Below are 20,932 nucleotides of genomic sequence, written 5' to 3' on the forward strand. Positions count from 1 at the left end.
CTAGTTTATCAGGATAGTCATTGTTTGTCAATAACTTTTTTCTGATTTCCAAAGTTTTTTTCAACCATTGGATTGTTATCTTATGCTTGTCGTTCAGCGTGTTCCATCAGTGCCTTGCGACAAGATATAATATACCAAGATTCTGGGCTTAGGTCAACTAAAATTTGCACTTTTTTTGAAGTTTTTTTCGTTACCGATTGTTTCGTTACTTTTGTTCTTTATTGTTCGTTTTTAAGCGAAAATCAGAACTTTTTCATCCTATTTCTTAATTTTTAGTAACATATTCTAAATTTCCCGTAACTTCTCTTTGTTTTTGTCAATTTTTCCATTTTTTTGTTAGAATAAAGAAGAAGAATTCTACTATATATATGGAGGAAATGAATGATATGAAAATTTTAGTTGCTGATGATGATAAAGAAATCGTAGAACTACTGAGTATTTATATTCATAATGAAGGCTATGAAGTGATTAAAGCTTATGATGGAAAAGAGGCGTTATCAAAGATTCGGACAATATCAGATATTGATTTACTTATCTTAGATATTATGATGCCAATTATGGATGGGATGCAAGTCGTTAAAGAATTAAGGAAAGAGTCTCAAATTCCCATTATTATGCTGACTGCTAAAACAACTGATATGGATAAAATCAAAGGTTTAGTTGCTGGAGCTGATGATTATGTTACAAAACCATTTAATCCATTAGAAGTCATGGCTCGTGTAAAATCAATTTTAAGACGTAGCCAAATGCAGCTTAAAGCAGATGAACCTGATGTACTTGAAATTGGCTCATTGATTATTAACAAAGATTCACATGAAGTTAAAACTGTTGACGGAAAAGAAATTCAACTAACTGCCTTGGAATTTGGTATCTTATACCTGCTGGCTAGCCATCCTAATCGTGTGTTTAGTGCTGACGAAATTTTTGAACGGGTCTGGCAACAAGAAAGTATTGTTTCAGCAAAAACTGTCATGGTTCACGTCAGTCACTTAAGAGATAAGATAGAAGAAGCAACTGGTGGAGAAAAAGTCATTCAAACAGTTTGGGGAGTTGGATATAAAATCGATGCTCGTTAGACAAAAGAAAATCGAAAAGCAAAAACGAATTACCTTAACATCTAAAGAAATCAGTGAATTACTTGCTGAGGGAATTGTGACAATTATCCTGTTACTTCTATTAAATGTCTCAATTACGGTTTTACTTAGCGGCAGCCAGACACTCCAAGGAATCATTTGGGCAACTAAGGGTGCTTTCGCCAAAGAATTGAATACGGATTTATTTTGGAGCTTGAGTAAGTTTGTCATTCCAATATTTTTTATAGTTGATGTTGGTGTGTTGTACTGGCGCTTGATTCGTCGTTATCGTCAAATGCAGCTACGTCATATCATTAGTGAACTTCATTATATCGCTAATGGAAACTACGACCATCGTATTCCCTTCGAATTAAGTGGTGATTTAGCAAGAGTTGTTACCAGTATCAATGGTTTGGTTGATAGTACAGTTGCAGCGATTGAAGACGAACGCAAAATAGAAAAATCGAAAGATGAGCTGATTACAAATGTCAGTCACGATATTAGAACTCCTTTAACTTCTATTATAGGTTATTTAGGTTTGATTGAAGATCGGCAATTTCATAATCAGGAAGATTTGTTGAAATACACGCATACGGCTTATGTAAAAGCTAAACAAATGAAACTACTTGTTGATGACCTTTTTGAATATACAAAGGTTCGCCAACCAGCTGTCCCTGTCAATACTATCAGTTTCGATATGACCCAGTTGATTGAGCAACTTGCTGCTGATTTTGAACTAGAAGCAACTAAAAATGATATGACGATCCAAGTCAATGCTAATCCAGCATCAATCAAGATGGATGGAGATACTGAAAAACTAGTGCGTGTTTTCAATAATCTATTATCAAATGCACTAAAATACGGCAAAGGCGGTAAAAATATCGTCATCGACGTGGAAAAAGTTGGAACTGAAGTTGTAATCGCTGTTAGAAATGATGGCCCGTCGATCCCTAAAAAATCTTTAGATCAACTATTTGATCGATTCTATCGTGTGGAAGAATCTCGTTCACAGGAAACAGGTGGAACAGGTCTTGGTTTAGCTATCGCACAGAGTATCATTGCTTTGCATGGTGGTTATATCTATGCAACTTCTGATAATCATTGGACATCTTTTATTATTCATCTGCCTTTAAAGAGAAATTGATTGGGCAAGGTTGACATCCAGACAAAAGTTTTGTATCCTAATGACAAGCAAAGAGAAAAAGTATTTATAGTGCCGAATCTAAGAGAGTTTGCGTTGGTGAGAGCAAATATTCTACTATAAAGAAATCCATCTCTAGTACATGCGTTTGACGAAATAAGTCAAACCGGTGGCAGCCGTTATCTGCATTACAAGTGCAGCGTTACGCTGAACTTGGGTGGTACCGCGAAATCCAAGTCATTTCGTCCCAAGATTTTTTTCTGGGGATGGAGTGGCTTTTTATTTTGCCCCAATGTTATTTAGCTTCAAGAGCTCTTTCAGCTTTTAAAATAAGGAGGAATAATTATGTTAGATGTAAAAATGATCCGTCAAAATTTCGATGAAGTTCAAGCAAAATTGAAAACACGTGGTGTAAAAGAAGAAGTATTAGTAGAGTTTTTACGCTTAGATGAAAGTCGCCGGAACTTATTAGTGAAGTCAGAAGAACTGAAAAAATATCGTAATGATGTTTCAGCAGAAATTGCACAACTAAAACGGGCTAAAGAAGATGCTGCTGACAAGATCGCTGAAATGAAAGAAGTTGGCGGCAATATCAAAGCAATGGACACTGAAATTGAAGCCATCGACGCTAAACTTCAAGAAATTTCTACAACCTTACCAAATCTCCCTCATGACTCAGTGCCAGTAGGAGCAGATGAAGATGATAATGTTGAGGTCCGCCGTTGGAGTGAACCTAGAAATTTTGCTTTTGAGCCAAAACCACATTGGGATGTAGCTGAAAATCTTGATATTCTTGATTTTGAACGCGGAGCAAAAGTTTCTGGTAGTCGTTTTGTTTATTACAAAGGGTTAGGTGCTCGATTAGAACGAGCATTATACAACTTTATGCTTGATATGCATGTTTATGATCATGGTTATACTGAGATGATGACACCTTATATCGTCAACAGTAATTCTATGTTCGGAACGGGTCAATTCCCTAAATTCAAAGAAGATGTTTTTCAATTGGAAGGAACAGATATGACGCTGATCCCAACTGCAGAGGTGCCTTTAACAAATTATTACAACAATGAAATCTTGGATAGCAAAGATTTACCGATCTATTTTACAGCACTTAGCCCTTCTTTCCGTTCTGAAGCTGGCAGTGCTGGTCGTGATACCCGTGGATTGATTCGCCTACATCAATTCAACAAAGTAGAAATGGTGAAATTTAGTGATGCGGAGCATTCTTATGAAGAATTAGAAAAAATGACAGCCAATGCGGAAGATATTTTGCAAAAACTAAATCTTCCTTATCGTGTCATGTCACTAGCTACAGGCGATATGGGCTTCTCAGCTGCTAAAACATATGACTTGGAAGTCTGGATCCCAGCACAAAATGCTTATCGTGAAATCAGTTCTTGTTCAAACTGTGAAGATTTCCAGGCCCGCCGTGCAATGATTCGTTACCGTGATGACAATGACAAAGTCCAATATGCTCATACATTAAACGGATCTGGCCTTGCTGTTGGGCGGACTGTTGCTGCAGTTTTGGAAAACTATCAAAATGAAGACGGAACTGTGACCATTCCAGAAGTTTTAGTTCCTTACATGGGTAATTTGAAATTAATTAAATAAATAGAAAGAATCACTAATTTAGCAGGATGTTTGTTGAAAGTGCTATTTAACCATGATACATTTGGGTTACCGTACACAATCAAATTTATAAATTAGAGGGATAATGTTATGAACAGAAAGAATCACCCACGGGGAACCCGAAACAGCCGGCGAGAAAAAAAACAGCATCGCTTTTCCAGAAAATTAACTTTTGCAGCACTCTTTGCTATTTCTTTTATCTTGATCTGTGGAAGTGTCTACGCAACCTACGCTATGCAGCACCCACCAAAAGAAGCAAGCAACTTGGAAGATGATGATTACCAGCAAAAAGAAATAGCTTTGTTGGAGCAGATTCGAGAATCACAAAAGCAAGCGAAACTTGAGAATACTGAGCAAGAAAAAACGGACGGCAATGTTCAGACCCTACTTTATGAACCAACCGTAACTAACTCTATCCCTCAATTTCAAGCATTAAAAGTGGCCTTAACAGCTTTAATAGATACTGCTCAAAAAAATAGCCCGAAAGAGACACCCCTCAAACTCGTTGGTTATATAAAAATAATTAAAGCCAATGAACAGGTGATTGGGTACCAACCTGTTGTTGAAAGCTATACTTGGAATCAAACAAACGAAGAGTGGACTGAACAAACCGAAGTGAGTAAAGATACAGCATTCGTCAATCAAAAAACAAACCAGCCCTTGACTCTTCAAGATCTTTTCACGAGTGAAGCAAATATTCTAGCCATTCAACAAGTTATTCAGCAAAAATTACTTGCTGAGAGTCCTGATGCTAACACTATCATTGACAATGTCCTAAACATGCCTAGTATTTCTTTGGACCAAACAGCCTTCACCTATTATTCAGATAAAATCAGTTTAGGTCTACCAGACAACGCAACTGGGAAAAAAGAAATCACGTTATCTTATAAAGAGATTGCCGGCTACGTGAATCCTGAATATATTGACCCTGATTCTATCAAAGATGCGTTACCTGCTCCACTGGATCCAAACAAAAAATACATCTCACTGACTTTTGATGATGGACCGAATCCTGAAACAACGCCAAGACTTTTGAACATCTTAAAGGAAAAAAACGTCAAGGCCACATTCTTTATGTTGGGTCAAAATGTTGTCAAAAATGAAGCTTTGGTAAAACGGGTAGCTGATGAAGGACACGAGGTAGCGAGTCATTCTTATTCACATCCTCAATTAACCGGAGTTGATCTACAACGAGTAAAAGACGAGGTTCAAAAAACAGATAAAGCCATATATCATGCAATCGGGAAGCTACCAACTGATTTCAGACCGCCTTATGGCGCTGTAAACAAGGACGTAGCGACAATTATTGGTAAACCGATCATACAATGGTCTGTAGATTCTCAAGACTGGCAAAGTCATAATGCACAAGCGATCATCAAGCGGATTGACGAAACTGCCTATAATGACACGATCGTTTTAATGCATGATATCCATCCGGAAACTGTTGATGCTGTAGCTACCGTAATCGATCGGTTACGTGGGGAAGGTTATGAAATTCTACCTTCTAAAGAATTATTAGGTAACAAGGCTAAACCTTTGCATATGTATTACGGTTCTAAAGATGAGCGTCCTGTACAATAAAGATAAAGAAACTCCGAGGTCATAATCGACTTCGGAGTTTCTTTATCTTTATTGTTCTACAGAATAATTAGGTGCTTCTTTCGTAATTTGAACATCATGAGGGTGAGATTCTTTTAAACCATTCCCGCTCATTTGAATAAATTGCGCTTCGTCACGTAATTGTTTTAAGTTTGCCGCACCGACATAGCCCATACCTGATTTTAAACCACCGATCATTTGGAATACGATGTCTGATACACTGCCTTTATAAGCAACACGACCTTCAATACCTTCTGGAACTAATTTATTTGCTTCGTTGACTCCGCCTTGGAAATAACGATCACTTGACCCTTTTTCCATGGCACCTAGTGAACCCATACCACGATATGTTTTAAAGCGACGGCCTTGATAGATTTCAAATTCGCCTGGTGATTCATCTGTACCAGCTAGCATACTGCCTAACATAACGGCATGTCCACCAGCTGCTAAAGCCTTGACGATATCTCCTGAATACTTGATTCCACCATCAGCAATAATAGCCTTACCGTATTTACGGGCCACGGAAGCTGCATCATAAATTGCTGTTAATTGAGGCACACCAACTCCAGCTACAACACGAGTTGTACAAATAGAACCAGGTCCGATCCCAACTTTAACCACATCCACACCTACATCGTAAAGAGCTTTAGCTCCTTCTGCTGTTGCGATATTTCCAGCAATAAGCGTTGCTTCCGGGAAGGTATCACGAATTTCTTTGATTTTACGAATCACACCAGCACTATGACCATGTGCCGTATCGATAATGATCGCATCTACTCCTGCTTCTAATAAAGCTTCGGCACGTTCAAAGGTATCACTGGTAACACCCACAGCCGCAGCTGCTAGTAAACGACCATGTTCATCTTTTGCTGCATTCGGAAATTCAATTACTTTTTCAATATCTTTGATTGTAATCAACCCACTCAAACGGTTGTTTTCATCAACGATTGGTAATTTTTCAATTTTATGTTTTTGTAAAATCTTTTCAGCGTCTTTTAGAGAAGTACCAACTGGGGCAGTGACTAAATTATCTTTTGTCATGACTTCGTCAATCTTCATTTGATAATCTGTTACAAAACGCATGTCGCGGTTCGTAATGATACCAACCAATTTACGATTATCCATCGTTTCTACGATTGGCACTCCACTGATACGGTATTTACTCATCAGATTTTCTGCATCTGCTACTAAATTCGTTGGTGTTAAGAAAAATGGGTCAATGATTACGCCACTTTCAGAACGTTTTACTTTACGAACTTCATCTGCTTGTTGCGCGATGCTCATATTTTTATGAATAACACCTAAACCACCTTGACGAGCCATTGAAATGGCCATTTTACTATCCGTTACTGTGTCCATACTTGCACTGATCAGAGGGATATTCAACTTAATATTTTTTGCTAGTTGGATACTCATATCCACTTCATTAGGCAACACGTGACTTTCTGCTGGAATCAATAAAACATCATCAAATGTAAGACCTTTTTTCACGAATTTTGTTTCCCAGTTAGACATTTTTCAGACCACTCCTCTATTTAATTTTATATAAGAAAATAACAGATAATAAAAGGTAAGTCAACCGCATTTCCTTGTTTGCAGAGATTTTCTCTTATTTTTCCAAAACATGAGTATTTTCTCATCCGCTTCTTATCATTTTGAAAGGGTAACTAAGGGTTCTTCTTTGATTTCAACCTAGTTGAGATCATCGGTACTACTTGCCATACGACACAGATCAAAAAGGTAAAAACTGAGACACACGCTGAAATTTTTTGAGCCCATGTGGCCTGATAAGAAATAGATACACTTCCTTTTTCTGATAACTGAATATCTACTAATCCGTTATGCTCATTTAATGAAGCTGGAACAACTGTTTCTTTTCCGTTGCTTACGATCTTAGCTTTATAGCCATAATAATAAATAAATGGAATTGTCACCGTCGCTTTTTGCGTATTTTTAGTATGATAGTCAAATGACACTGAGTCAAACGTCATTTTAACAGCCTTTATTACTATTTCATCATGGCTATAAACTACTGTGCGTTTTTTATTTTTCTTAATAGTGGAATAGTCCACTTTATCCGGCAAATATTCATGCCCAGCGCCAATGTAATAACTATTCGTTCGATCATAAGACTGGTGGGATAAAATCCGTTTTCCTTCAGTATCGATACTTTCCTTTTCATACAGCCCTACACCAAGTAAAACAACCATAGCTAAGATTATCTGACTACTTGGAAATTTTTTAAATAATCCCAGATCATCATTTGCGATAAGAAACGCTAGCAACAAAGTCACAATCGATAAAAAGCGCCAAGGAAACTGAATTGTATTAAGCGGCGTATTGTCAAAAAGCTTCCAAGGAAATAGGTCTGTCGTCATAAACATAAATAGCAAAGCAAGAATGACCCACTCACGATTGGACGAATTTCGCTTAAAAAACATTACTGTGTAAATCACCAAACCAAATAACAGGATGACACCTATATTCGCTGAGGATGCATGAAATACGCTATTTTTAAAGCTGTTGGCTACTAGTTCACTCAAAAAGTAGCTCCGATCTGAAATCAACGTCAATGGATTGGACGTCACCTGAAACGTAACATGCCTCATCTGCTCAAAAACGGGGACTAAATAGAAAGCCAGCAGCAAAATAGTAACTCCTGCGGCCTTTAATATCGCAACAAGAACTTTTTTCTTTAAAAAGTGCTTCATATTTAAAAGAATATACAGCCCTATAAAAATGCTGACGATTTCCAATGAAATAAAATGAGCTAATCCAATCCCTGTCATAGCGACTGTCAACAATAGCCATTTCTTCTCTTTCCCATTTTTCAATAAATATAAACTTGCTAGAACTAATGGAAAAAAGCCCATTGCTAAAAGTTCTCCAATAGCTTGGCGGTTAAAAAAGTCCTGTAAACGATAAATCGATAACGTATACAATAATGAAAATAAGTAACTTTTTACTTTCGTTAACGCCATGTACCTTCCAGATACATATGATAAAATAAATGTAGCAAAGTTGATCCCAATAGAAAAAATAACAAAACTAGACGCTAATGAAAAACCGAAAACACGTAGAATTGCCGGAAAATACAGGTAAAAATCTGGATAAAACAAACTAGATGCATACCCATATCCTCCAATAAAAAAGTAACTCACTTTTGGCAACAATATACCATGCCTTAAAGATTCAGCTAGGCCTTCGATCCGATTTTGATGGAAATGATAATCGTCACCAATCATGATATGACCGTTTTGAAGATAAACGATATATAAAGACAGTATACTTAATATAAAAAAACTCAAAAAAATCAGGAAATGACTCTGTTGTTTGATCCATGTTTTCATTGATCCACCTCCTCATAATGAAAATTAATTGTAAATTTCATTCTTAGTTTCTATCGTAGCGCGCTGAGGCTTTTCTTTCAAACATGAACCCTTTTAGTTTGAATTTATTTATCAATATTTAACGATCCTATATTAGCTGAATTTTTGACTTCGTTCATTGGTAAAAAAAGAGACTTAAACAAAACTATTGTTAGCTTTGTTTAAGTCTCTTTTGCTTTTATTTCTTAACGCGCCAAACTACTGCGCATATTGTACTTTTTCTTCAATAAGTAACGAGTACCCAAGCCAATCCCACCAATAATGATAACGACCACTGGATCAAACACAGGGTTGATAACCACTGGCAACATTGCAGAACCTGCAAAGACGATTAGCCATAACAGCATCGAACCAACTAAGATCAAACCAGTTTTAAACCAGCCTGGGCGTTTTGATTTATCTACACCTGGGCGATCATACTGATAGACATATTTATACATTAGATAGAACACATAACCACCAGCCATTGATGCTAGTACTAAGGTTAATAACCCCAAAGGCTGTGTCTTTCCTTTAGACCACAGCATCATCACTGAAAACATGATTGTCATCACACCGAATAACAGCAATGTATTATCCAACCACATCAAAAAAGGAGTTGACTCAGGCAGTTCTTCTGGTTTATTTAAAATAGACTCCGTACGTTCAGCCACTGTTCCGAAAAGCTGACGCGCAGTCTTCCCACTTTTTTGACCTTCTACTAAATGAGGTAGAATTTCATGTAAAGCAAGCGTCTGTGCTTCTTCTGAAAGATTAGCAGCAACTAGTGATTTTTTTAAGTCAAAGATGTATTGTTCATTTCTCTTTGTCAATTTTTGTTCAAGTTCACGATTTTCTGAAACAATATCTCGCAGTGCTTCTGATTCCATGTTTTGCGTCCTCCTCGCCCGTGGCCAACGGGGCAGTCTTTACCTAAAAAGTATTCTAACACATTTTTTAGGGAGAAAAACAGTTTTTAGCAATTTTTTTCTTATACATTAAAACGGAAAAGCATAACATCGCCATCTTGTACAATATATTCTTTTCCTTCTAAGCGAACTTTGCCCGCCTCTTTTGCTGCTTGCATGTTGCCATACGTATTCAAATCTTCAAATGAAACCGTCTCTGCACGAATAAAACCGCGTTCAAAATCTGTATGGATGATCCCAGCTGCTTGAGGTGCTTTGATTCCTTTACGAAACGTCCACGCACGTACTTCTTGCTCTCCAGCAGTAAAGTAAGTTGCTAGTCCTAATAAATCATAGGCAGCACGAATCAATTGATCTAAGCCTGATTCTTCGATACCTAGTGCTTCTAAAAACTCAGCTTTATCTTCATCATCCAATTCAGCTATTTCTTCTTCTGCACGTGCACAAACAACGATTACTTCTGCCTGCTCATTTGCCGCAAAAGTCCGAACTTGTTGAACATATGGATTATTATCTGAATCAGCTACTTCATCTTCTGACACATTTGCTACATATAAAATAGGTTTTGCTGTTAATAAGAATAAACTCTTAACGATTTTTTGCTCGTCTTCCGTAAATTCGATCGTTCTTGCAGATAATCCCTCTTCTAAAACTGGTTTAAGTTTGTCTAAAACAGCTAATTCCGCTACTGCATCTTTATCTTTCGTCTTAGCGATCTTAGCCACTCGTGTATAACGTTTTGTAATAGAGTCTAAGTCAGCTAACACTAATTCTAAGTTGATCGTATCAATATCTGCTAACGGATCTACACGTCCTTCAACGTGGGTAATATTATCATCATCAAAACAACGTACCACATGACAAATAGCGTCCACTTGGCGAATATGGCTTAAAAATTGATTCCCTAAACCTTCACCTTTGCTTGCGCCTTTTACGATTCCGGCGATATCTGTAAACTCAAACGTAGTTGGTACGGTTTTTTTAGGTTTCACTAACTCTGTTAAACGCTGCAAGCGCTCATCTGGTACTTCAACCATTCCCACATTTGGGTCAATTGTTGCAAACGGATAATTCGCCGCCTCTGCACCTGCTTTTGTAATTGCGTTAAAAAGGGTAGATTTTCCTACGTTAGGTAAACCTACGATTCCAGCTGTTAATGCCATCGATTATTCACTATCCTTTATCAGTTTTTTTTCCAAAATTTTCTTCATTTTTTTTTCAAAATCACGGCGTGTCATCATCACGATATGACCGCAGTTCGTACATTTTATTTTAATATCGGCGCCCATTCGAATAATTTCCCAACGATTTGCCTGACAAGCATGGGGCTTCTTCATTTCTACAATATCACCAAGATCATACATAACAGACATATCCCTTCTAAAAATAGTCATCAATCTTCATAAAATCAGACATAAACATACAAAGATACAATACCATTTTTTAGACGATCAAGCAAAACTATTTTATTGATTCTACTTTTTTATATATTTACTAATAAAATACAAGTAGTAAATAAAGGTATTTCTCAAAAAATGAAAAATAAATCAGCTTAAATAAGATTGTATTTACTTTATAGATGTTAGATAATAATCACAATGTCAACGTAAGAATACAGTTGAGCTTTTAGAAGAAAAATATTGACTATAACCTCTCTAGTTTCGCTATACCTTACTTCAATACTGACATTTAAAGGAGTTTTGCTATGAGAAAATTTGACTTATTAGAAAAATTAGAAGTTTATCAAATTGACTTATTAATACATTTAAGCAATGTTGGTGGTACTGCAACAAAAAAAGACCTTTTGCACCACTTAGATATTGGAAATTATTTTTTGTCAAAGCTGATTGAAGGGTTGATAACATCAGCCAAACATTCGAATAACCGATTTGCTATCGAAGTAAACAAACATACCATTACTTTTCACACAAAGCCTGATTACTCCCTTCACACTTTATATAATGAGTTGATTTGCCACGCCCCAAAATACAAAATTCTAGAAGAATTGCTGCTTTGCGGCACGATTGATGTCACCCGTTTATGTGAAAAAATTGGAATTAGTCACTCAACTTATTTTAGAAAAATCAACGAATTGAATGCCTTATTAAATGAATTCGACTTATCCATCCAAAACGGCCATTTGCTAGGTTCCGAATTGCAAGTTCGTTTTTTTTATGTCTCTCTTTACTTAGTCACAGATCCTAAGCACCAATTAAAAAGCCCTCATATCGACCCCAGAATTTATGAAACAGTCAATCGCATTCAGCAAAGCTTAGGCAGCTCAATTTCTATTTTTGCTCGAAAAAAACTTATCATCTACTTAAGCCTATTAAAAAGGAGAAATGCTCAAAAAAATGTCCAAGATTATAGTGATCAGGAGCCCTTCTTCAACAACCAATCAGACATTAGCGGCCAAAAGAAATTTATAAATGCGCTTAAAAACACTCGCCTTTTCAAAAAAGTCAATAAAATACTTGGGGCATTTCTAGTTTATTACTCCTTTAAAATGCCTCCTAATGAAACCATCCTTTTGCTCCTCTTCATGTTTGGCGAAGAAATCATCCCTAGTCATTCTCACTGCTTAAAAGAAATTGATTTAGTTGAACGATACAGTAAGTTTTTTATTAGGAGATTGAATACAGAGTTTTTAAATTTTATGAATAACTGTTATCCAGCTTCTTACCTAAACGAAGCACAACGTGCAACGCTCCATTATTATTTAAATTCTATCGGATATCGCCATTTAATATTCAAAGGAACAATTGATTACTATTGGGAACTCCATTATCCTGAGTGGAAAAAAAGCGAACACGCTGAAATTGTTAACGCTTTTGCTAACTATTTAAAAGGGTGTTTTCCAGGAATTTTTGTAGATGATACGCACGACATCATGCTTATTACAAAATATGCTCATGCGATAAGTTTTTACGAGGAATGCATCAAAACAAAAGTATCTGTCGGTATATTTATTGAAAGTGACCTCTTACGCAAAAAAAAATTTACGGACTGGTGGATCAAATATATTGAGTCGTCTACATTTGCACAAGCAGAACCTTTAGCCGATAACCAACTCTATGATTTAATCATTAGTAATGTAGACTGCGCTCATTTGAAAAAGAGGGGAAAACACTTTTTCGTTATGACCAATTACAAAGAAAAAAAAGATATCTCTGATCTTGACCAATTGTTATATGATATTTATTCTTCTAATCGTTGAATACTACTAAAACATGCTGCTAACAAAACCATGTTTAATCTGAGAAGCGGCTTTTCGAGCTACTTCTCAGACCTTACAACATATGTCAATCGTCTACCACAACAAGGTTAGTCGTAATTTTTTGAATCAAACAAATTCGAGCTTTTCCATCAATTGACGCTCTTCTGTAAAAAATGAGTTTGTATAACAATCCAGCGTCATTTTTGTTGAAGAATGACCTAATAGAGAACTTATTGTTGCAATATTTCCTCCCGCTTCCAAGCATCGCGTAGCAAAGGTATGTCTCAAAGAATGGAAAGAAAATTTTTCTAAGCCAATCTTTTTTCGAATTATTTGAAAACGATAGGCGATTGTACGAGGTTCCAACGCTTTATGTTTATTGGAAATAACATACTCGCTAGTTGACGTTTTTTGAAGCTCTAACAAATTTTCCTTTAACGCGTTAGTAATCGGGATTTTTCGTTGTGAGTTGTTGCTCTTTGGAGTAACCTCCACGATTTCTGTCTTTCTTCCAGCATTATCTTCCGTCTGAATTCTCAGCACAGTTCGATTGACACCTAATGTGTTGTTGTCAAAATCAATGTCTTCCCATTTTAAACCGCAAATCTCTCCAATTCGTAGTCCCGTCTGCAAAGCGAGCATGATAGAAAAAAATTTCTGACTACTGTTTACTTCTTTCACCAATCTTGCTTGGTCTTTGACCGATAATGCTTGCACTGTTTTTCTTCTTGTTTTTGGAAGTTCCACTCCTATACAGGGATTTTCTGACAATAAATTTAAAGAGATGGCCTTACTCAAGCAATTTTTTAAGACTGAAAAGATTGATCTAATCGAACTGGCTTTAAGCGTCTCATCCATTTTTTTAAGTAAAGTATCAACATCTGATTGTTTTAGCTTTTGCAGCTTGATCGAACCTATTGTTGATAAAACGTGTACTTCCATTTTATTTTTATAGCTAGCATACGTACTGCTTTTCACTTTAGGACGGACAAATGTATCCAACCAATAATTCGTCCAATCCGTTAAGTGACCCTCGTAAGGAAGAAGATCTTTGCTATTGCTTGTCTGTTTTTCGTATTTCACCAAGATAAGTTGATGCTTTACTTCTGTGTACTTGTATCCATAAATATAACCATAATGGATTTTTCCATTCTTTTGTCTACCTTTTATGTATCGGCCTTCCCAACGCCCATCTTTTCTTTTATAGATATTTTCTCCTCTTCTTGCCATAACTAAGATCCTTTCTAAAATATTATTTTTATTCATTCAATAAAAAAGAAATGTCTCCAAACGTTTAAATACATTTATGTTATTTTTAGATTTTGGAAAATCATTTTATTAAAAATTAATGTATTTAAATCCACTTTTTATTTACTCCCAACTAAACTAAGCGACAATCTTACAATACGTTTAGTTTTCTTAACCAAGTATGAATGATTATCTTTTTTAATTCGTTTCAAAAATTTTAGAAATAAAGAAAATATTTGGAAGTCTGATATCCATTTTTTTTGTTATACAAATACTATTTGTATAATATTAAAAGCAAAAGAAAAAGGCATGATACATCTGAAACTGTTCTAGTTTCTTGCACACTACCCCTTTTTCAAATCATCTTGCTTCACTAACTAGTAGATTGTTGCTTAGCCTTAAGGAACTGCTTAAAAAATCTTTTAGTGCTGCATATCCTTCTAATTTGACCAAGAGCTCTTGCGAACAATATACCCAGTAACTAAAAATTGTTGGACCTGTTGCAACTTTTTCTACACTATCCATAAATTGACCTAACTCTTCAATCAACTCTCTACAACTTAGTTTACCAGCAATGATGATTTCTTCTTTTCCTTCTAACTCCAACAACATCCATAAATAATCGATAAATTCTACTTTAGCTTTTAAATCCAAAAATTGTTTTTTGGGTACCATTCGTTTTTTATTTACTTCTTCGCTTCGTGTAAAACAAGCTAAAACTTCCAACTCAACCTTAGACACATACCTTTTTAATTCGTTTTTTTTCGTTGGTTTTCTGTTAATTCTTTTTTTTTGCTGGAGCCAATTTGATGGCCAGACTTTCACTTGTAAAGCCACAGAACCTTGTTTGGCTCGATCAAGTTTGTACTTACTTACTATAATTTTTTCTGAACTTATGATTTTTTTATTTGAATGATTTTTATTTATACTACTTAATTTTATTTTTGTTCCTGCTTGTTCTTTTTTTTCAGAATAATTTGGAATACTTTTTAACTTGTATTCTCCTTGACCCAACTGTTCTTTGATTGTTTGGCTGACTTTTGTAAGTTCTGTTTTCAACTGCTCCCCAGAGTCTAAAACAATTGATTCATTTTTTGTAAGTCGATCTTCTAACCCGTCCATTTTCTCAGTCAACTGACTGAATTTTTCTAATACTCCAGAAATTTCAGCTTCTTTTCTTTTATACTCAGCTTCTTTTTCTTGCTTGAGTATATTGTCATAGGTTTCAATAATTTCTTTAGCACATTCTTTTAGTTCCCGTAAACGTTTTACCTGAGTCTCTTCATAAAAACCTATGGTAAAGGTCAAAACAATGTACGCTGTAGATGTAAAAACATTGATTTTTTTTATAATTAATTCATCGTTTTTTTCGGTCCATGTTTCATATATCTTGTTAGCCATCCGCTCAAGTTCCATTAATGATCGAACATCTTTTTTAAAAATCAATTTACATGATAGATACGCCTCGTTTGGAGTATCTAAATGCTTATTGTAAAGTTCTACTCCTAAAAGTCTAGGATTGACTTTTTGATGGAGAATATATTTTTTGATTATTCTTTTTTCCTGTTTTTGGGTGTGTTGCTCTGATTCATTCATATCCTCCAACTCCTAAAGTCTCTATACTGATAAACCTGTTGTTTATGCTCTAAAGACATTGTTTGATCAATTTCTGGTCCTCAATTCTATCACCCAAGCTTAGTCACTACTTGTTAGGAGTTGACTTTCTTTGTCTTTTAGACTCCGCAGAGCGTCTTCTCCTCACACTGTCACTCTTATTTCCTTCAGATTTTCTTTTTCTTTTAGGATTTTTATTATTAGGCTCCCGCTCTTTGTTTTTGTGATACAACGCTTCGGCATAACGCTTTTCTTTACGCTTTCTTAAGATCAGTAAAATTAACAAGAGTAACAATAATGCCACAAATGTACTTACAAAAATAATCGTGTAAAACATGATGCTCTCTTTACTCATTGCAAGATTGTCCTTTTCTTTATCTTCAGCTTGCGTAATTCTCAGTTCCTCATCCCATTGCCATTCCTGATTAGTCGCTTTAGATTTCGCAGCTATCGCAATCTGATAGTTTCCAGGTTGAAGCACCTGATTCTCCTTATTGATAATAAAAGTCAGACTTGAATTAGGTGCCATACGATACCCTGTTAATTTGGTTTGAAAAGATAGCTTATCTGAGTTTTCTTCATAGACTTTCGCTGTAAGTTCGATATCTTCCAAATTGATAGCTTGATCATTTTGGATCGTTGCTTTTATACTATTTTTTTTTGACTCTTTCACAGAAAAAACACCTAGTAAATTCAAATTTGCCGTAATAGGTGTATCTGTTTCTGTTAATTTTACAGCGACGATATATGTCTTTGGCGCGTGATCTTGCTGATTAGTAGACGTCTGCTCCCCATTACTTTTTTCTGATGAAACAACTTTGATTCCCCCTAAAATCATGCCATTGAATTGATTAGGAGGCATTTTTAGATGTACTATTGTTGTCATTGTTTCATGAGCTGGTATTGTAATTTCTGACTCAGAGCTTGCAATGTCTTTCAACCCAAACTTGAGGCTTTTATCTCTCACAACGATTTTTGAGCGATCTGAATAATCGATATCCCCTATCTCATTGGTTGTAGCGTCATTGATTTGCAAAGTAACCTGTTGTTTTTTATCAGAGGTGTTGATTAATTCCAGCGCCAAATCTTGTTCTTGATTTGGTTCCATTCTAAGATCATAATACGTTGCCTCTGGATTATGCTGATTGTTTGGTAAAATAGGCTTCACTGAAACAGCCAATCCGACTTTCATGTTGACTATCATAAATGTCAACAGTAAAAGAAAAGATCCTATTATTGCAATAATCAGGCGAAGTATTTTCCGTTTATTAATCATTGAATTTTAAGCTCCCTGCATAATGAAATCATATGTATGTATTTGAAAAAAATCAGACTTAACAACTACGAAAACGAAATGAAAATTCTGGTCAACCGATTACTTTCAAACCATTACTCCGATTGATTTTCTTTTTAATCTTCTTGATAGTGTCTTTTTGTATGTAGTGATGGATGGGAAAAGCCGACTATTCCCAATCCACTTTGTTCTTTTAGTCAATTAAGAAAGGCATATGTCAATCATCAATAATTGACTCATCATTTAACACGATTTGTTCAAGTAAATAATTTTCTCCCTGTATAAGATCGAAGTATGCTGCTTTATTCAAGATACTGTCATAATCCATTTTCATGATTCGAACATGAGGTTGACGAAACCAAGATTTTTTTTTGATTTTCACTCTTGACTCAATCAGCTTACATTCATCTAAAATCAAGTAAATCTCATTTGTAGAAACTGAATCTTTGAAACTTCTTACCTGTTCTCTTTCATATGTCAGTTGGTTATCAGAAATCGTCATTTTTTCAGATTTTGTCATTAGTTCTTTGTTCATCATCCAAGACTGCTCTAAGAACTTGGCTTTTTGTAACAATTGGGAATACTCTCTCAGATCGACCTTTACTATATGGTCCCAATTCTCATTTTCATCACTATCTGATTTACTTAATGCTTTCATAGCTCTAGATAAATTTTGCCGTTCCATTTGATCGATTACGACTTCTAATTTTTTATTGGCAAGTCGCATCCGCTCTTTTGCATACCGTTCTCTGCTGACTGCTTCTTCCACCTTCAACAAATAGCTAGCATCATTGTTGTCCTCATACTCCACCACTTCGGCTTGTTCTACAGTTGATTTGCTGTCTACCTTAAGAGGTTTGATAAATTTAGCGACAAGCTGCTCGATTTCATAAACAAAGGATTCTAGTACATCGTCTCCACCTTCAAATAGTTGCTGATCCAACGACTGTAAAAGATTAACCATGAAAGGAAAGCCAGTTTCTCTATATGCGATGGGAACAAAATCAATATAGTAAACGACACGAGTATCTTCTTTTTCTTTGGAGCCACCTATCCAGGCAATCTGAGGAAATGTATGGATCAGCTCATCCAACACAGCTGACCAATCAAGATCTACAAAATCTAAAGTAATCTCGACATGCTTGAAAAAAGAAATTATGGTATGAAATTCTTCAAAATATTCTTCCACTTCTTTTTGTGGATAGGGGATTCTTTTATTTCTTTTTTGGAAAATCTCTTCGCAAATATAATAGATATCCCGCAGCATATCATCATCAAAAAGACGCTCGCCTACTGCTGGAGAAGCGGCTTGGTAAATGTCGACCATAATATTTTGATAAACCACTCCTTAATCCCCTTCCCTTAGTCCAGTGACTGGTCTGCTAATCGGCTGGATTTGCTTAATAGGTCTTCCATCAATACACTCGTTTCACTTTGTAGTCGAAGTATTCGTGTATGGTAATTTGCAGCTTCCTGGTTAATCATTTTTAACTCGGTTGAAGCTTCTGAAACAGCTTTTTTAGTTTCGTGTCTGGCAGTTTCTACTGCTCGATCAGCTTCGATAGTTGCCCGTTCAATGATTTGTTGTGCTTTTTCTTTGGCTTCCATCAAGACTTCTGCAATTTGATTTTTCATTAAATCTTGCTGACGTAGTTGCTTTTCAGTCTCTATGCTTTTGTTTCGTTCCTCTAATAATTGTTCATCTAGTTGTATTCTCAACTCTTCTAATCGGTTCACTTGATCTTCTAGAGCAAGAATTCTTTCTTTAGACTTAGATGAACTTGTTAAACGCATCGTTAATTGATCGATTTCTTGTTGCTTGTTCTCGACTTCTGCTTTCAGGCGTTCCGCCATGGTTTTTTGACGCTGCATTTCTTTTTGAAATTGTTGATTCTCATTATTTAAATGGTCAATTACAGCGGCTTGCTCTTGTTGTATCTCTTGCTCTTGTTTTCTCATATTATTTTCTGCGCGCTCTCTTTTAGTTGAAGTTTCTGGACGACTTTTTTTAGGAGGCTCATATACTTCCTCTTCAAATTCATCGTCATCGTATTCGTCGTAATCATCATACTCGTCATACTCATCGTAGTATTCCTCATAATCATCATCGCGATCTCTTTTCTTTTTACCTTTTTTGTTAAATATCGCCAATACTCCCGCTCCCCTTCTTACTGATCATTTTCCTCATAATTACACGCTGCCTACCAGCAGTTCTCTTGTTTTCCCATCATTTTGTTCATCTATTGCTATGAACTCTTGATTTAAGTAATAACCGATCCCTTTTTTATTTAAAATAAATGGTTCAAAAATCGAGGTTTTTTCCATAATTTTTTGTTTGATACGATTAATCAGATTACTCAACAATGCCTGTTTGTTTTTTTGTTGGGCATTGGCCCAGATTGCCTCACAGAGTGCCTGACTAGAAAAAACTCTTTGATCTGACTCAATAAAATGCTCTAATACTTGATGTTCTTTTTTCGTCAATGGAATCAACCAATTATCAATAATCAACGTTCTGTCCTTTAATTGGAATGAGTACTGTCTTTTAGCTTTAACCACATTTGAAAAAGATGAAGCATTTTTAGAAGAGGCTTCATTATCCCCAGAAGAATCAACTGTTCTTTCCTGACTATTTTTCCCTACACGACTAGCTGTTTCTTCAAAGATCGCTGCTAGTTTGCTTGCTAGATCAGTGACGGATATCGGATAGCGGACAAAGCTCACATTAGCATCAGTCAAATACTTAGAGCTATTGACCTGCTCTGATTCAAATGTTAAAACAACAATTGGCTTGTTCAGTAATACTAAATTATCCAGAAATGACTCTTTTAATCCGCTATACATGGACTGTTGATAAATAATAAGATCAAAATTTTGCAGAAAATAGAACTCTTTATCTTTAGGTTGAGTCAATATATCTTTTGAAACCATTATTTCATAGTCCATATTTAACAAACTATTTTGCAACAGTCCATTTGCACTTAATGTGTCGGTCAATATAATAATTTTTTTCCTCATAAATAGAAAATCCTCCTCTTAATTTTTATATAGTAAGTTCCAACCATTTATGTTTGATGCGATTCCTCAGGCTGATGACTGTGACACACGTTTTAACTCGTGCACCGCATAAAACTGCAAATATTAGTATAATAGGAATTTCCTATTCTTATATAAAATAAGAAAAATTTGACACGTGAGCTGATTTAATAATTCTTTATGTTGAATGCTGACGGCTGTATGACGGTTAACCCAACTATTTTAAATAAATATTTATTCTAAAAAATAATATTTTAATAAAATAAATAGAGCGTGTTTATTCATGCACGAATATTGATATTCTGAACGGATTGACTAAAAACACCGTTAGATTTAGTATTCTTTTTTATATTTAAAAAACCGAGAATGTACAACCACAATATATATTTCTTACGTTAATTATCTTCTTTTTTCCTCATAATCAATTAATAAACTATTGTTTATATTACGTATAGTAATAGCTAAAACCATTAATTTCTTTTACTACGATCAAGATTTTTGCTGATTTATTTGACGGTTCATTTGACGGCGTATGAAAATAAGTAAATTTACTATAAGTTGTATTACATGTTAAACTATAGAAATACTGTCAGAATTCACGATATGTTTTAGCTGGTCACATAGCTGCTTAGCAAGGTCTTATTGTTAAATATATGATTTGATCCCCTCAGCCAGCCATAATATAGATAAATTAAATATATTGTTATTTTTCATTCCTCATTGACATGTCCAAATTATTTATTGTATACTCGATGTATAAGTATTTAACTATTAGGTA

General features: G+C 35.3%; 16 protein-coding genes and 1 other annotated feature. Of the genes, 5 read left to right on the forward strand and 11 right to left on the reverse strand.

All coding sequences use genetic code 11. From position 1 onward, the window contains the following. Window positions 1-386: 386 nt before the first annotated feature. The 4 genes from croR (at window position 387) to RV15_RS14850 (ending at window position 5,430) form a co-directional block, all read left to right on the forward strand. Window positions 387-1,076 carry a response regulator transcription factor CroR gene (gene croR, locus RV15_RS14835; RefSeq protein WP_083429209.1) on the forward strand — a complete coding sequence of 230 codons (690 nt, stop codon included), beginning with the start codon at window positions 387-389 and terminating at the stop codon, window positions 1,074-1,076. Continuing rightward, window positions 1,066-2,217 (forward strand): sensor histidine kinase CroS, encoded by a 1,152-nt coding sequence (gene croS / locus RV15_RS14840; protein ID WP_071878798.1) that lies wholly within the window; start codon window positions 1,066-1,068, stop codon window positions 2,215-2,217. The genes croR and croS overlap by 11 nt, the downstream gene beginning before the upstream one ends. Window positions 2,218-2,254: 37 nt before the next feature. Beyond that, window positions 2,255-2,467, forward strand: a binding site (T-box leader). 92 nt (window positions 2,468-2,559) lie between these two features. Further along, window positions 2,560-3,831 (forward strand): serine--tRNA ligase, encoded by a 1,272-nt coding sequence (gene serS / locus RV15_RS14845; protein ID WP_071878799.1) that lies wholly within the window; start codon window positions 2,560-2,562, stop codon window positions 3,829-3,831. 108 nt (window positions 3,832-3,939) lie between these two features. Beyond that, entirely contained in the window at window positions 3,940-5,430 is a 1,491-nt protein-coding gene (locus RV15_RS14850; protein WP_071878800.1) for a polysaccharide deacetylase family protein, read from the forward strand. A gap of 48 nt (window positions 5,431-5,478) precedes the next feature. On the opposite strand, the gene guaB is transcribed toward RV15_RS14850, so the two are convergent. The 5 genes from guaB to RV15_RS18655 all read right to left on the reverse strand — a co-directional run bounded on the left by guaB (window position 5,479) and on the right by RV15_RS18655 (window position 11,109). Continuing rightward, window positions 5,479-6,963: an IMP dehydrogenase gene (guaB, locus tag RV15_RS14855; RefSeq protein WP_071878801.1), complete on the reverse strand. Its 1,485-nt coding sequence runs from the start codon at window positions 6,961-6,963 to the stop codon at window positions 5,479-5,481. A 152-nt stretch (window positions 6,964-7,115) separates the two neighbouring features. After that, on the reverse strand, window positions 7,116-8,798 hold the full coding sequence (locus RV15_RS14860) for a 6-pyruvoyl-tetrahydropterin synthase-related protein (RefSeq protein ID WP_071878802.1): 1,683 nt from the start codon (window positions 8,796-8,798) through the stop codon (window positions 7,116-7,118). Between the two features lie 224 nt (window positions 8,799-9,022). Next, a complete protein-coding gene (locus tag RV15_RS14865; protein WP_071878803.1) occupies window positions 9,023-9,706 on the reverse strand; it encodes a DUF1129 domain-containing protein in 684 nt (227 codons plus the stop codon). A gap of 101 nt (window positions 9,707-9,807) precedes the next feature. Beyond that, the gene (ychF, locus tag RV15_RS14870) at window positions 9,808-10,908 is read right to left on the reverse strand and encodes a redox-regulated ATPase YchF (protein WP_071878804.1); all 1,101 of its coding nucleotides are present in this window, start codon (window positions 10,906-10,908) and stop codon (window positions 9,808-9,810) included. Window positions 10,909-10,911: 3 nt separating this feature from the next. Then, complete coding sequence (locus RV15_RS18655; RefSeq protein ID WP_025870734.1) at window positions 10,912-11,109, reverse strand: DUF951 domain-containing protein; 198 nt, start codon at window positions 11,107-11,109, stop codon at window positions 10,912-10,914. 341 nt (window positions 11,110-11,450) lie between these two features. Between RV15_RS18655 and RV15_RS14880 the strand changes: the two genes are divergently transcribed. Further along, window positions 11,451-12,962: an AcpB/EbpR/MafR family transcriptional regulator gene (locus tag RV15_RS14880; protein ID WP_071878805.1), complete on the forward strand. Its 1,512-nt coding sequence runs from the start codon at window positions 11,451-11,453 to the stop codon at window positions 12,960-12,962. Window positions 12,963-13,088: 126 nt separating this feature from the next. Here RV15_RS14880 and RV15_RS14885 read toward each other — a convergent pair whose 3' ends face one another. The 6 genes from RV15_RS14885 to RV15_RS14910 all read right to left on the reverse strand — a co-directional run bounded on the left by RV15_RS14885 (window position 13,089) and on the right by RV15_RS14910 (window position 20,136). After that, window positions 13,089-14,192, reverse strand: coding sequence for a tyrosine-type recombinase/integrase (locus RV15_RS14885; RefSeq protein WP_071878847.1), 1,104 nt, complete (start codon window positions 14,190-14,192; stop codon window positions 13,089-13,091). 378 nt (window positions 14,193-14,570) lie between these two features. Continuing rightward, on the reverse strand, window positions 14,571-15,806 hold the full coding sequence (locus RV15_RS14890; RefSeq protein ID WP_071878806.1) for a hypothetical protein: 1,236 nt from the start codon (window positions 15,804-15,806) through the stop codon (window positions 14,571-14,573). 106 nt (window positions 15,807-15,912) lie between these two features. Then, entirely contained in the window at window positions 15,913-17,100 is a 1,188-nt protein-coding gene (locus RV15_RS14895; protein ID WP_071878807.1) for a WxLIP family cell surface protein, read from the reverse strand. Between the two features lie 235 nt (window positions 17,101-17,335). Next, complete coding sequence (locus tag RV15_RS14900) at window positions 17,336-18,445, reverse strand: hypothetical protein (RefSeq protein ID WP_245791392.1); 1,110 nt, start codon at window positions 18,443-18,445, stop codon at window positions 17,336-17,338. A 35-nt stretch (window positions 18,446-18,480) separates the two neighbouring features. Beyond that, complete coding sequence (locus tag RV15_RS14905) at window positions 18,481-19,269, reverse strand: hypothetical protein (protein ID WP_071878809.1); 789 nt, start codon at window positions 19,267-19,269, stop codon at window positions 18,481-18,483. A 39-nt stretch (window positions 19,270-19,308) separates the two neighbouring features. Then, on the reverse strand, window positions 19,309-20,136 hold the full coding sequence (locus RV15_RS14910) for a helix-turn-helix domain-containing protein (protein WP_071878810.1): 828 nt from the start codon (window positions 20,134-20,136) through the stop codon (window positions 19,309-19,311). Window positions 20,137-20,932 lie beyond the last annotated feature (796 nt).

The sequence above is a fragment of the Enterococcus silesiacus genome (genome assembly GCF_001886225.1).
Taxonomy (GTDB): domain Bacteria; phylum Bacillota; class Bacilli; order Lactobacillales; family Enterococcaceae; genus Enterococcus_L; species Enterococcus_L silesiacus.

Coding starts and splice junctions, on each gene's coding strand:
- RV15_RS14885 (WP_071878847.1), bottom strand. CDS start 14,192: ATGGCAAGAAGAGGAGAAAATATCTATAAAAGAAAAGATGGGCGTTGG.
- RV15_RS14860 (WP_071878802.1), bottom strand. CDS start 8,798: ATGAAAACATGGATCAAACAACAGAGTCATTTCCTGATTTTTTTGAGT.
- RV15_RS14865 (WP_071878803.1), bottom strand. CDS start 9,706: ATGGAATCAGAAGCACTGCGAGATATTGTTTCAGAAAATCGTGAACTT.
- RV15_RS14900 (WP_245791392.1), bottom strand. CDS start 18,445: ATGGTCGACATTTACCAAGCCGCTTCTCCAGCAGTAGGCGAGCGTCTT.
- serS (WP_071878799.1), top strand. CDS start 2,560: ATGTTAGATGTAAAAATGATCCGTCAAAATTTCGATGAAGTTCAAGCA.
- ychF (WP_071878804.1), bottom strand. CDS start 10,908: ATGGCATTAACAGCTGGAATCGTAGGTTTACCTAACGTAGGAAAATCT.
- RV15_RS14910 (WP_071878810.1), bottom strand. CDS start 20,136: ATGAGGAAAAAAATTATTATATTGACCGACACATTAAGTGCAAATGGA.
- croS (WP_071878798.1), top strand. CDS start 1,066: ATGCTCGTTAGACAAAAGAAAATCGAAAAGCAAAAACGAATTACCTTA.
- RV15_RS14880 (WP_071878805.1), top strand. CDS start 11,451: ATGAGAAAATTTGACTTATTAGAAAAATTAGAAGTTTATCAAATTGAC.
- croR (WP_083429209.1), top strand. CDS start 387: ATGAAAATTTTAGTTGCTGATGATGATAAAGAAATCGTAGAACTACTG.
- RV15_RS14850 (WP_071878800.1), top strand. CDS start 3,940: ATGAACAGAAAGAATCACCCACGGGGAACCCGAAACAGCCGGCGAGAA.
- guaB (WP_071878801.1), bottom strand. CDS start 6,963: ATGTCTAACTGGGAAACAAAATTCGTGAAAAAAGGTCTTACATTTGAT.
- RV15_RS14890 (WP_071878806.1), bottom strand. CDS start 15,806: ATGAATGAATCAGAGCAACACACCCAAAAACAGGAAAAAAGAATAATC.
- RV15_RS14895 (WP_071878807.1), bottom strand. CDS start 17,100: ATGATTAATAAACGGAAAATACTTCGCCTGATTATTGCAATAATAGGA.
- RV15_RS18655 (WP_025870734.1), bottom strand. CDS start 11,109: ATGTATGATCTTGGTGATATTGTAGAAATGAAGAAGCCCCATGCTTGT.